We start from the raw sequence: 12,347 nt of genomic DNA on the forward strand, positions 1-12,347 counted from the left end.
GGGTCCGTAGAAGTCTTGGGATGCTTGCGGTATCAGTAGTCGAGCGGCAGCAGGATCTGAAACTCGGTGTGGCCCGGCCGGCTCTCCACTTCGATCAGACCTTCATGCTGCTGCACGAAGGTCTGCGCGAGCGTGAGACCGAGACCGCTGCCGTCTTCGCGCCCCGACACGAGCGGATAGAAGATGCGGTCGCGAATCTCTTCGGGAATGCCAGGACCGTTGTCGATGATATGCAAGTCCAGTGCCAGCTTGCACAGGCGCTTGGCGACGGTCACCTTGCGCGCCACGCGCGTGCGCAGCTCGATGCGCGCGTCGCCCTGCGAGATGCGTTCGCGCAGCGCTTCGGCCGCATTGCGCACGATGTTGAGCACGGCCTGGATCAACTGCTCCTTGTCGCCGCGCAGGTCGGGCACGCTCACGTCATAGTCGCGCTCGATCGTGAGGCCGCGCGGAAACTCCGCGAGAATCACGGCGCGCACGCGCTCGCACACTTCGTGAATGTTGACGTCGCCCACGATGTGCGGATGACGGTGCGGTTCGAGCAGCCGGTCCACGAGCGTCTGCAGGCGGTCCGATTCCTTGATCACCACTTGCGTGTACTCGCGCAGTTCGTCGCGCTCGCGCGCGCCCAGCTCGAATTCGAGCAACTGCGCCGCGCCGCGAATGCCGCCGAGCGGATTCTTGATCTCGTGCGCGAGATTGCGGATCAACTGCTTGTTGACCGAAGTGAGGTCGTGAATGCGCTCTTCGCGGTCGGTGCGCAGATGCCGCTCGTTTTCGAAGAGTTCGAGCAGCACGTAGTCTGGCGCGCTTTCCAGAAAGCCCACGATCGCATGCACGTGCAGCGGCTCGTGACCGGCGCGTTCGAGCACCGCGTCGAGATGCGTCGCGTGGAACTTGTGTTCGGCGATGGACGCAATGGTGGCGATCAGCTCGTCCGCATTCGAAAAGATGTCGGGCCACGCCATCTGCGTGAGCTGACGGCGCGAGAGATCGAGCATCGCCTCGGCCGAGGGATTTGCGAAAGCGACGCGCAGCGTGCGCTTGTCGAGCACGAGCACCACCGTAGGCAGTGCTTCGAAGCCGGGCAGGAGCCCCGACTCGACGAGCTGCGTATCTTCCGACAGGGCTTCGGCGTGCCCTTTTCTTGCCTTGATCAGATTCTTCAGAACCATGTTTCAGTCTGGCCGCGAGGAGGCAATGCGCTGATGAGGGTAGTCATCTGTCTGCCGGGTCGCGAGCGGTGCGCCGATGAGCGTCTGACCCGCCGCGTCCAACGAAAAAGGGACGGCACCGCCGTCCCTTCGTAACCCATCGTGAACGTCGGACAGACGCTTCGCTGCCGCTGCTGCTGGCAAGCGAAGCGCCATTGCCGCTTACAGCGAGTAGTACATCTCGAATTCGATCGGGTGCGTGGTCATGCGCAAGCGTTGCAACTCGCCTTCCTTCAGTTCCAGGTACGCATCCAGCATCGAATCCGTGAACACGCCACCGCGCGTCAGGAACTCGCGATCCTTGTCGAGTGCTTCGAGCGCCTGGTCGAGGCCCGCGCACACGGTCGGGATCTTTGCGTCTTCTTCCGGCGGCAGGTCGTACAGGTTCTTGTCCGCGGCTTCGCCCGGGTGAATCTTGTTCTGCACGCCGTCGAGGCCGGCCATCATCAGCGCCGAGAACGCGAAGTACGGGTTGGCCATCGGGTCCGGGAAGCGCGTTTCGATACGGCGGCCCTTCGGGTTCGACACGTGCGGAATGCGGATCGAGGCCGAGCGGTTACGCGCCGAGTAGGCGAGCTTCACCGGTGCTTCGAAGTGCGGCACGAGACGCTTGTACGAGTTCGTCGTCGGGTTCGTGATGGCGTTCAGCGCGCGAGCGTGCTTGATGATGCCGCCGATGTAGAACAGCGCGAATTCCGACAGGCCGGCGTAGCCGTTGCCTGCGAACAGGTTCTGACCGTCCTTCCAGATCGACTGGTGCACGTGCATGCCCGAGCCGTTGTCGCCCACCACGGGCTTCGGCATGAACGTCGCCGTCTTGCCGTACGTGTGCGCCACGTTCTGCACGATGTACTTGAGCTTCTGCGTCCAGTCCGCGCGCTGCACGAGCGTCGAGAACTTGGTGCCGATTTCGTTCTGGCCCTGGCCCGCCACTTCGTGGTGGTGCACTTCGACCGGCACGCCGATCTGCTCGAGCAACAAACACATTTCCGAGCGGATGTCCTGGAACGAATCGACCGGCGCGACCGGGAAGTAGCCGCCCTTCACGCCCGGACGGTGGCCCGTGTTGCCGCCTTCGAATTCCTTCGACGACGACCACGGCGCTTCTTCCGAGCCGATCTTCACGAAGCAGCCCGACATGTCCGTGTTCCACTGGACCGAGTCGAAAATGAAGAATTCGGGTTCCGGACCGAAGAAGGCGGTGTCGCCCAGGCCCGTGCTCTTCAGGTACGCTTCGGCGCGCTTCGCGAGCGAACGCGGGTCGCGCTCGTAGCCCTTGCCGTCGGCCGGTTCGATCACGTCGCAGGTCAAGACGAGCGTGGATTCTTCGTAGAACGGGTCGATGAACGCCGTATCGGCATCAGGCACGAGCAGCATGTCCGAAGCCTCAATGCCCTTCCAGCCGGCAATCGACGAACCGTCAAACGCATGGCCGCTTTCGAACTTGTCCTCGTCGAATGCCGACACCGGCACGGACACGTGCTGCTCCTTGCCGCGCGTATCGGTGAAACGGAAGTCGACAAACTTGACGTCTTCGTCCTTGACGAGTTGCATGACGTCGGCCACGGATTTACTCATAACCTATCTCCTGATTAACGAATTCGGCGGGTTTCGCCGCCGCCCCAATCTAGCGGACCGGCCTTGACACGTCCACCGCGTTTTTCGCGGAACGGCGCGACCCCGGTGGCCGATCGATCGGGGCGATTATAAGCAGCTTCCATGCCATACGTGCGCCAGCCTGGCACCCCGCCCCGCCCGGCGCGCGCTGTCGCGGGGAATTCAGGCGCAGTGACGAGGCACGGTGTGCCGGTCAGCACACCTCATCGCACCAATAAAGTGCATTCCACCTGCCATCCACCCGTCTCCGTTCAATTATGGTGCATCGCGGCCTTTTTGCACCTTCATTGGGCGCCCCTTTGCGCGAGGCGCTGACCGCCGATAGCCGTGGTCGTCGAATCTGCGTCATCGGGTCGCGTCCACGGTTCGTTGTGAGGGTTGCTGCTGCGCCCGGGCAAGCCCGATGTCTCGCGCCGCGCCCCCGCGCTAGAATGCTTTTTTGATCCCGATACGAGGAGACTGGCCGTCATGAGCACGCTCGAACAGTTGTACAGAGAGGCCGAGAAGCGCCGTGTCGCAAACCAGCTGCCCTACGCGGGCGCGCTGTCGCCCGCTGAAGCGTTCGAGCTTCTGCAGCTCGATTCCCGCGCCCGGCTCGTCGACGTGCGTACGCGCGCCGAGCTGGACTGGGTAGGCCGGCCCGTGATTGGCGACGGCCAGTACGCGCACATCGAATGGACCCGCTACCCCGGCGGCATCCCCAATCCCGAATTCCTCGACCAGCTTCGCGCTTCAGTTGCGCCCGACACGCCCGTGCTGTTCCTCTGCCGCAGCGCCGCGCGCTCGAAGCTCGCCGCCATCGAGGCCGCCAAGTCCGGCTATACGCAGGCTTTCGATCTGCTGGAAGGATTTGAAGGCGACAAGGACGGCCAGGGACATCGCAAGACGGTGTCGGGCTGGTGCTTCCGGGGGTTGCCGTGGATCGGCGCCTGACTGGCACACGATTGCCACCTGACCGGCGCCTGATGGGCGCTTAATCCGCTTCCGGCCGCCTGTCAGTCAATCGGCCGCCTTCCCGTTTTCTGCGGGCGGCTCGACGATGTCCCCGCCCAGCTGATGCACGCCTTCGCGCAGCTTCACGAACGCTGCCGCGACGGCCTCGGGCTCGCCCTTCACGCCCAGATCGATGTGCCGGCGCGCGTAGATGCCGCCGCGCGTCGCGTCGCCCACGCTGGGCAGGCTGAACACGCGCACGCCCGGGAAATCATGCTCGATCTGCTCCATGAGCGGCGTCAGCGTGGATTCGGGCAACTCGAACACGATCAACGACTTCTCCGCATGCGGCGTGGCGTGATGCAGATGCGCGTACTTCGTGTCCAGCACCCACTCGATCATCGGCCACGCCATGACGGGAAAGCCCGGCACGAAGTGATGGTCGCCCACCGAAAAGCCCGGAATCTTGTTGTAGCCGTTCGGAATGATCGACGCGCCGCGCGGAAAAGTGCCCATGTTCAGCCGATGGCGGTTTTCCGGCGAGTCGAGGTCGATCGGGCCGGGGCCACTGTGCATATCGCGGATGCGCTCCTGGATCAGCGCCTTCGCCTCGGGATGCAGTTCGAGCGGCACGCCGAGCGCTGCGGCCGCGCACTGGCGTGTGTGGTCGTCCGGCGTCGCGCCGATGCCGCCCGTCGAAAACACGATGTCACCCGAAGCGAAACTGCGTCGCAGCGTCTCGGTGATGCGCTCGCGCTCGTCGCCCACGTATTGCGCCCACGCGAGCGAAAGCCCGCGCGCGCTCAGGAGTTCGATGACTTTCGGCAGGTGCTTGTCGCTGCGCCGGCCCGACAGAATCTCGTCGCCGATGATGATCAAACCAAATGCCATTGCCGCCTCTCGATGAAGGGGAGAAAGGCCCGCGTCAGGAAACCGCGACCGGGGCGCTGCCACCGCCAGGCTCTTCGGCGCGCATGTGTTGCAGCGCGCGCAGGCAGTAGTAGCCGAACCACAGCGCAGTGAACACGAGGATGAACGAATAGATCCAGATGGTCACCGCCGTGACGACGGGAAAGAACACGATAAGCCACGCCGACCAGACCCACAGCAGCGTGGGCACCGAGCCGAGCAGCCCGCTCGCAATGCCGATGGAAAGCAGCGGCAGCCGGTAGCGGCGCACCAGCGCGCGGCGCTCGTCGCGGCTCGCGTGCAGCGCGAGGGCGTCGTAGGTCATGACGCGATAGGTGAGCCAGCCCCACAGGAGCGGCGGAATCAACGCGAAGAACGGCGGCACGAGCCACAGCGGCAGCGTCACGACGAGCAACACGATGCACACGACCGTGGTCCACAGCGAATACGCGAGGCTGCCGAACCAGGTGCCGCCGCGGCGCATTTCGAGGTTCGCGAACTGGCGCCGCGACAGATGGCGGATCACGGCCGGCATGGAAAGCGTCGCGATCAGGAGCAGCACGGTGAGCACGATGAGCGGTATCGCCATGGCGATCACGATGAACGGCGCCACCACCGTGTGGAGCGACGCAAAGCCCAGCCAGTTGAACAGATCGTAGAGCGTGGACGTGAACGACCAGCTTTCGAGCCAGACGCGCGTGGCGTCGATGAGCGGCTGCCAGAACAGATAGAGCACCGTGCCCCAGACCACGGCCGCCACCGCGAACGGCACGAACGTGAGCACCAGCATGACGGGATGGAAAACGCTGGAAAGCGCGCGGCCGAAGGAACGCAGCAGATCATTCATGCGGACAGGAGGCCGGTGGGGCAAACCCGGCGCGTAGGGAGAATGGGAAAGGGAGAACAGCAGAGAGGATAAACCACGCCGAGGTCGGTCCGCCGACGTGCGGCCGTCCGCCCAGGATGGCGCACCGGCGGCGCCCCGCTGGTCGAGGCGCGCTCAAACGGCCGCGCCGTCCCCCGACGATGCGCGCTTCGGCGCCAGCCGTCGCGCAATGCGCACGAAAGCGAGCCAGTGCTGCTCGAAGAAGCCGTCGCCGTAGCGCTCGCCTTCAAGCTGATCGCGAATGCCCGTGGGCTCGATCGCGCGGTTCCACGACGCGCTGCCGAACAGCATGTCCCACCACGGGAACAGCACGCCGAAGTTGCAGCCATACGTGAGCCCCTCGTGGCCGTAACCGATGGCGTGATGGCGCCGGTGGAACGACGGACTCACGATCACGCGTTCCAGCACCCGCCCGAAATCGACGCGGATATTGGCGTGCTGCACGCTCTGCGCGAAATTGGTCAGCGCCACCAGCACCACGAACTGCACGGGCGGCACGCCGATGGCGAGCGCGATCAGCGCGAAGAAACAGGCCTGGAGCAGGTCGTCGAGCAGGTGGTTGCGGTCGTCGCACCAGAGCGACATCTTGCGCTGGCTGTGATGCACCGCGTGCAGTTCCCACCATATGCCGAAGCGGTGTTCCCAGCGGTGATACCAGTAGCCCGCGAAGTCGAGCACCACGAGATAGATCGCGAACGTGACGAGCGGCTGGGTCGTGACGCCCGGCCAGAGGTTGTCGAAGTCGATGTTCGAGATGTTGTGCAGCCGCAGCCACGCCTGGAGATGGTCGAAAAGCGGCTGCAGCGTGAAGAAGAAAAAGAGGTTCATCACGCCGAGCCGCACGATCCACGTGTAGATCACGTCCACACCCACGCCCTTGCGGTTCTCCCACTTCTCGGCCGGACGCAGCGCTTCGAGCGGACGCAGCACCGCGTACATCGCGAGCACCTCGAGCACGCCGACGATCACCCAGTAAAGGCTATCGTACGTGTCCTCGTCGTAGTCCATGAGGTTGAAGCGGAACAGCAGCGGCTGCACGACGTCGACATACAGCAGCGTCTGGATGGCCGAGATGAAGCTGTCGAGGGAAGAAGTGATCAGGTGAAACATGGTTTCCGTTTTCGCTCAGCGGGACGCCGCTGGGACGCATTCCGCCCGGTCGAGTTCCGCTGGGTTCTGCTGGTTTCTTCGCCGACGTCCGCTACCGGGCTCCGCTGCTGACTGCCGCTTGCAGGGCCGGAGCCGCGTGCGGCGCCCGACGCCGCCTCATGCCGCCTCATGCCGCCTCATGCCGCCTCACGCCGCCTCACGCCGCCTCAAGCGGCATCAGGTTCCCTCAGGCCCCATTCGGTGCCGTCACGGGCGCCCGGTCGAAGAAGTAGATGCCGTGCGGCGAGCGGCCCACGAGGATCGTCTGCACGAGCTTGTGAGTGGTGAGGTCGATCACGCCCACGTGCTTCGCGAAGCGGAACGTGACCCAGAGGTAGCGCTTGTCGGCCGAAAGCTCCATGTCATCGGGACCGGGCAGAAGGCCCGTGATGTCGCCCGTGTTGGTGAGCGTCTCTTCGTCGATGATGCTGATCGTGCTCGCCACGCGGTTCGACACGGCGACGTGGCGGCCGTCGTCGAGCGAGCGGAAGTTGTGCGCGCCGTTGCCCGTCACGATGGTCTTCACCACCTTCTGATTGCGCCAGTCGACCACGGCCACGTAGTCGGCGCCCGTCATGCCGACGAGCAGGTACTTGTCGCCGGGCGTCATCCAGAGGCCCGCCGGCACCTTGCCGACCTTCATCTTCCATTTCACCGTCTGCGTGGGCAGGTCGATGGCCGCGAGTTCGCCCGACACCTGCAACGTGATGAACACCGTTTTGCTGTCGTTCGTGAACGCCATGTGGCTCGGCATCACGGCGAGCGGCAACCGCTTGGCCAGCGTGAAGTTGTGGCCGTCATAACCGTAAATGTCGATGCGGTCGAGCCGCAGGCCCGTGGTGACGAACCACTTACGGTCGGGCGAAAAGCCGAGCTGATACGGATCTTCGATGTTTTCGAGCCAGCGCTGCGTCTTGCCGGTTTTCGGATCGACAAACATCAGGTTGTTCGAGACCGAATTCGCCACGATCAGCGACGCATTGTCGGGCGTGGTCATCAGGTGGTGCGGTTCCTTGCCGGTGGGCACCGTGCCCACCACCTGGTGCGTCGCTTCGTCGATCAGACTGAGCGTCGCTTCGCCGGAATTGAGCACGATGATGTTATTGGCGTGGGCGAGCGTCGGGGCAATACCTGCGGCGCCCGCAGCCAGCGCCACGCACGCCGCGAAACGACGCGCGGCGCGGGAAAGGAAGAAATTACGCATGAAGGGAAACCGTCCGGAGGGGTGGCGTGATTGTAGAACGTTTGCGCGCGCCGGCGGTTGACTTGCCGAAGGCACCGTTCGTCGCGAAGTCGTGTGAGCAAGACGAAACCACGGCGAGGCCCCCGGCGATTACCTGGAAGCCTCGCCGGGCGGCCGCGGCTTCGCTCAGCGCTGCATCGACTCCCACACCTTGTGAAGTCGCTTCACGGAAACCGGCATCGGCGTGCGCAGTTCCTGGGCGAAAAGCGAAATACGCAGCTCTTCGAGCAGCCAGCGGAATTCGGCGAGCCGCGGGTCGGCCACGCCGCCGCGCTGCGAGAGCGCGCGCTGATAGTGCTGCCAGAGCGGCTGGAACTCGGCGTACTGGCGCGTATCGCGGGCCGGATCGGCGCGCAGCTTGTCGATACGTAGCGCGATGCCCTTGAGGTAGCGCGGAAAGTGCGTGAGCTGCACGTAGGGCGTCTCGACGATGAAGCGCTTCGTCACGAGCGCATCGAGTTGCGCCTGCATGTCCGACGAGGCATTGCCGAAGGCCTTCGCCTGCGCGAGCTTTTTCGTCACGGCGGCGTATTCCGCCAGAATCTGCCCGACAAGGCGCGCAATTTCCTGCGCAAGCAGCGTGAGCCGGCTGCGGCCCTCGTCGCGGCGCGCGTGGAAGCTCGTGTCGTCGTCGGGTAGCGGGTCCTGGAGACACGCACGGTCGAGCGCCATGTCGATCAGTTGGTCGCGCAACTCCTCTTGCGTGGCGCGCGACATGAACTGCATCGCCATTTCCCGCAGCCCCGGCAGGTTCTTCTCCAGATAGCGGATCGGCTCGCGCAACTGCAGCGCGAAGAGGCGCCGCAGGCCCGCGCGATGGATGCGCGCCGCCTCGTCGGGCGAGTCGAACACCTCGACGTCGCAATGCGTGCCGCGATCCACGAGCGCCGGGTAGCCGAACAGCGTCTGTCCGCCGCGGCGGATTTCGAGCAGTTCCGGCAGCTTGCCGAAATTCCAGGTGGTCAGGTTTTCGTAGAGCGCGGTGGCGGGCGATGCGGTGTCCGCGAACGATGCTGCCGCGCCGGACGCGACATTGCCCGGCGTGGCGCGGGCCGAGGGCGACGCGCCCATGCCGCCCCTCTGATGCCCCTGCCGCGTGCCCTCGCCCGTTGCGTGAGGCCGTGCACTCGCCGGCGTGCCAGGCCGCGCCGCCGTATCAGGACCTGGGCCTGGACCAAGAGCAGGCCCCGACCCCGGCACCGTTGCCGCGCCCTGCCCGGCCGCAGCCGCATCGGCGACGATCCGCTGGAACTGCTGCTGCGCCTGGGCACCCAGCTCGGCGCGCAGTTGCGCGAGATTGCGGCCCATCGCGAGCTGGCGCCCGTGCTCGTCGATCACCTTGAAGTTCATGAACAGGTGCGCGGGCAGCGTCTCCAGCTTGAAGTCGGCGAGTTTCAGCGCGATCTGCTTCTCCCCGCGCACGTCCGCGATCAGCGCATCGAGCAGGCCGCCCGCACCGAAACGCTCGCTCGCGTGGCGATCCGCGAACGCCGCGGCGTACTCGGGCAGCGGCACGCAATGGCGGCGCAGCTTCTGCGGCAGCGACTTCAGCAGCAACTGCACCTTCTCCTTCACCATGCCCGGCACGAGCCACTCGCAGCGGCGCGCATCCACCTGATTGAGCGCGTGCAGCGGCACCGTGAGCGTCACGCCGTCGCGCGGCGAGCCCGGCTCGAAGTGGTAGCCGAGCGTCATCGGCACGCCGGCCATCGTCATGCGCTTCGGGAACAGGTCGGTCGTGACGCCGGCTGCCTCGTGGCGCATCAGGTCGTCGCGAGAGAGGTAGAGCAGGCGCGCCTCTTCACCACTGCCGCCGTGCTTCTTCGCCTCGTCGCGATACCAGCGTTCGAACGCCGCGCCGGTGTAGATGCCCTTCGGCACCACCTTGTCGTAGAACGCGAAGATCAGTTCGTCGTCCACCAGCACGTCCTGGCGGCGCGACTTGTGCTCGAGCTGTTCGATGTCGGCAAGCAGCTTGCGGTTGTGCGCGAAGAACGGCAGCTTCGTCTCGAACTCGCCTTCCACCAGCGCGCCGCGAATGAACAGCTCGCGTGCGCGGGCCGGGTCCTGCCGGCCGAAGCTCACGCGCCGCCGCTGATAGATGGGTAGCCCGTAGAGCACCGCTCGCTCGAAGGCCGTCACCTGCGCCGCGCGCTTTTCCCAATGCGGCTCGGAAAGCGATTTGCGCAGCAGATGCGCGCCCACGCGCTCCACCCACTCGGGCTCGATCTTCGCGATGGTGCGTGCATAGAGCCGGCTCGTTTCCACGAGTTCGGCGGCCATCACCCAGCGCCCCGCCTTCTTCACGAGCGCGGAGCCGGGCCACAGGTGGAACTTGATGCTGCGCGCGCCGAGGTAGTACGGCTCGTCCTCGGCCTTCAGGCCGATGTTGCCGAGCAGCCCGGTGAGCAGCGCGAGATGGATCTGCTCGAAGGTGGCGTCGGCCTCGTTGAGCCGCCAGCCGTGCTCGCGCACCACCGTGAGCAGTTGCGAGTGCACGTCGCGCCATTCGCGCAGGCGCATTTGCGAGAGGAAGTTCGCGCGGCAGGCGTCCATCAGCTGACGGTTGGACTTCTTGTGCGTGACCGCTTCCTCGAACCACGCCCAGATCTTGAGCCACTGCAGGAATTCCGAGCGTTCGTCGGCGAAGCGGCGATGCGCTTCGTCGGCCTGCTCCTGCGCTTCGAGCGGCCGGTCGCGCGGGTCCTGCACCGAGAGCGCGCTTGCGATCACGAGCACCTCGCGCAGCGCCTGCTGGTCGCGCGCGGCGAGAATCATGCGGCCCACGCGCGGGTCGAGCGGCAGCCGCGCGAGTTCGCGGCCAAGCGGCGTGAGCGCGTTGTCGTCGTCCACGGCGCCCAGTTCGTTGAGCAACTGGTAGCCGTCCGCGATGGCGCGGCCCGGCGGCGGTTCGATGAATGGAAACGTTTCGATCGCCGTCAGGTGCAGCGCCTTCATGCGCAGAATCACGGCCGCGAGCGACGAGCGCAGGATCTCCGGGTCCGTGAAGCGCGGCCGCGCCTCGAAGTCGGTCTGATCAAAGAGGCGGATGCACACGCCGTCGGCCACGCGGCCGCAGCGGCCCGCGCGCTGGTTCGCGGCGGCCTGCGAGACCGGCTCCACCTGGAGTTGCTCCACCTTGTTGCGATACGAGTAGCGCTTGACACGCGCGAGGCCCGTGTCCACCACGTAGCGGATGCCCGGCACCGTGAGCGAGGTTTCGGCGACGTTGGTGGCGAGCACGATGCGCCGCGCGTTCGACGGCCGGAACACGCGCTCCTGCTCGGCTGCGGAAAGACGCGCGAAAAGCGGCAGGATTTCGGTGTGCGGCGGATGGTGCTTGCGCAGCGACTCGGCGGCCTCGCGGATCTCGCGCTCGCCGGGCAGGAACACGAGCACGTCGCCGGGGCCTTCGCGACAGAGTTCGTCGACGGCATCGACGATGGCCTCCATGAGGTCGCGTTCGGACGCCTCGCCTGCGCCGCCTCTGCCACCGCGCTCGCCGCGGCGTGCGCCGCCTGGGCCTCCTGCGTGATCCGCGCCGTCCTGAGCCGGCCGTGCGCGCCCGCGGCCCGCCGTCCCTTCGGCGGCCTTCACCGCAGGGCTCGCCCCGACCACCGGGCGGTAGCGCATCTCGACGGGATAGAGCCGCCCGCTCACTTCGATCACGGGCGCGGGCCGCGCTTCGCTGCCGAAGTGGCGCGCGAAACGCTCGGCGTCAATGGTCGCCGACGTGACGATCAGCTTGAGGTCCGGCCGGCGCGGCAGGATCTCTTTCAGATAGCCGAGCAGGAAGTCGATGTTGAGACTGCGCTCGTGTGCTTCGTCGATGATCAGCGTGTCGTACGCCTTCAGAAGCGGGTCGGTCTGCGTTTCGGCGAGCAGAATGCCGTCGGTCATGAGCTTGACCGACGCGCCCGGCGCGAGGTTGTCCGTGAAGCGCACCTTGTAGCCCACCACCTCGCCGAACGGCGTGCCGAGTTCCTCGGCAATGCGCCGCGCGGTGGCCGAGGCCGCGATCCGCCGCGGCTGCGTATGGCCGATCAGCCCCGCGCCGCCGGCGCCGCGCCCGCGTCCGAGTTCGAGGCAGATCTTCGGCAACTGGGTCGTCTTGCCCGAGCCCGTCTCGCCGCTCACGATCACCACCTGGTGAGCCGCGATGGCGCGCGCGATTTCCTCGCGCCGGCCGGACACCGGCAGCGCTTCGGGAAACGTGATAGGCGGAACAGGATTGGGCGCGACCGGCCGGCGCGCCTTCGTCTCACGGCCGGCTTCGTGTGCTGCTTTGGGTGGGGCTTCGTTTGCGCCTTCACGGGCGGCGTCCCGTGCTGCGGACGAGCGCGCCGGCGCCGGACTTTTGGGTACATTCGACATGGGGGCGCATTATAATCCCGGC

Annotated in this window: 8 protein-coding genes; 1 reads left to right on the top strand and 7 read right to left on the bottom strand. The window is 66.0% G+C overall.

The window, feature by feature from the left end:
* Window positions 1-32: 32 nt before the first annotated feature.
* Together glnL and glnA are read right to left on the bottom strand one after the other, a co-directional pair.
* Entirely contained in the window at window positions 33-1,175 is a 1,143-nt protein-coding gene (gene glnL / locus PKKP23_RS03210; protein ID WP_017777964.1) for a nitrogen regulation protein NR(II), read from the bottom strand.
* A gap of 201 nt (window positions 1,176-1,376) precedes the next feature.
* On the bottom strand, window positions 1,377-2,792 hold the full coding sequence (glnA, locus tag PKKP23_RS03215; RefSeq protein ID WP_017777963.1) for a type I glutamate--ammonia ligase: 1,416 nt from the start codon (window positions 2,790-2,792) through the stop codon (window positions 1,377-1,379).
* Window positions 2,793-3,299: 507 nt separating this feature from the next.
* On the opposite strand from glnA, the gene PKKP23_RS03220 reads away from it, so the two are divergent.
* Window positions 3,300-3,764 carry a rhodanese-like domain-containing protein gene (locus PKKP23_RS03220; protein ID WP_017777962.1) on the top strand — a complete coding sequence of 155 codons (465 nt, stop codon included), beginning with the start codon at window positions 3,300-3,302 and terminating at the stop codon, window positions 3,762-3,764.
* A 66-nt stretch (window positions 3,765-3,830) separates the two neighbouring features.
* Here the strand turns inward: PKKP23_RS03220 and PKKP23_RS03225 are convergent, their stop codons facing one another.
* The 5 genes from PKKP23_RS03225 to hrpA all read right to left on the bottom strand — a co-directional run bounded on the left by PKKP23_RS03225 (window position 3,831) and on the right by hrpA (window position 12,325).
* Window positions 3,831-4,655 carry a competence/damage-inducible protein A gene (locus PKKP23_RS03225; RefSeq protein WP_126875759.1) on the bottom strand — a complete coding sequence of 275 codons (825 nt, stop codon included), beginning with the start codon at window positions 4,653-4,655 and terminating at the stop codon, window positions 3,831-3,833.
* A 34-nt stretch (window positions 4,656-4,689) separates the two neighbouring features.
* Entirely contained in the window at window positions 4,690-5,520 is an 831-nt protein-coding gene (locus PKKP23_RS03230; RefSeq protein ID WP_126875760.1) for an EI24 domain-containing protein, read from the bottom strand.
* A 153-nt stretch (window positions 5,521-5,673) separates the two neighbouring features.
* Window positions 5,674-6,669 (bottom strand): sterol desaturase family protein, encoded by a 996-nt coding sequence (locus PKKP23_RS03235; RefSeq protein WP_126875761.1) that lies wholly within the window; start codon window positions 6,667-6,669, stop codon window positions 5,674-5,676.
* A gap of 226 nt (window positions 6,670-6,895) precedes the next feature.
* Window positions 6,896-7,912 carry a YVTN family beta-propeller repeat protein gene (locus tag PKKP23_RS03240; protein ID WP_126875762.1) on the bottom strand — a complete coding sequence of 339 codons (1,017 nt, stop codon included), beginning with the start codon at window positions 7,910-7,912 and terminating at the stop codon, window positions 6,896-6,898.
* A gap of 165 nt (window positions 7,913-8,077) precedes the next feature.
* Window positions 8,078-12,325 (bottom strand): ATP-dependent RNA helicase HrpA, encoded by a 4,248-nt coding sequence (hrpA, locus tag PKKP23_RS03245; RefSeq protein WP_126875763.1) that lies wholly within the window; start codon window positions 12,323-12,325, stop codon window positions 8,078-8,080.
* Window positions 12,326-12,347 lie beyond the last annotated feature (22 nt).

This window comes from Paraburkholderia kururiensis JCM 10599 = LMG 19447 (assembly GCF_003986935.1).
GTDB lineage: Bacteria > Pseudomonadota > Gammaproteobacteria > Burkholderiales > Burkholderiaceae > Paraburkholderia > Paraburkholderia kururiensis.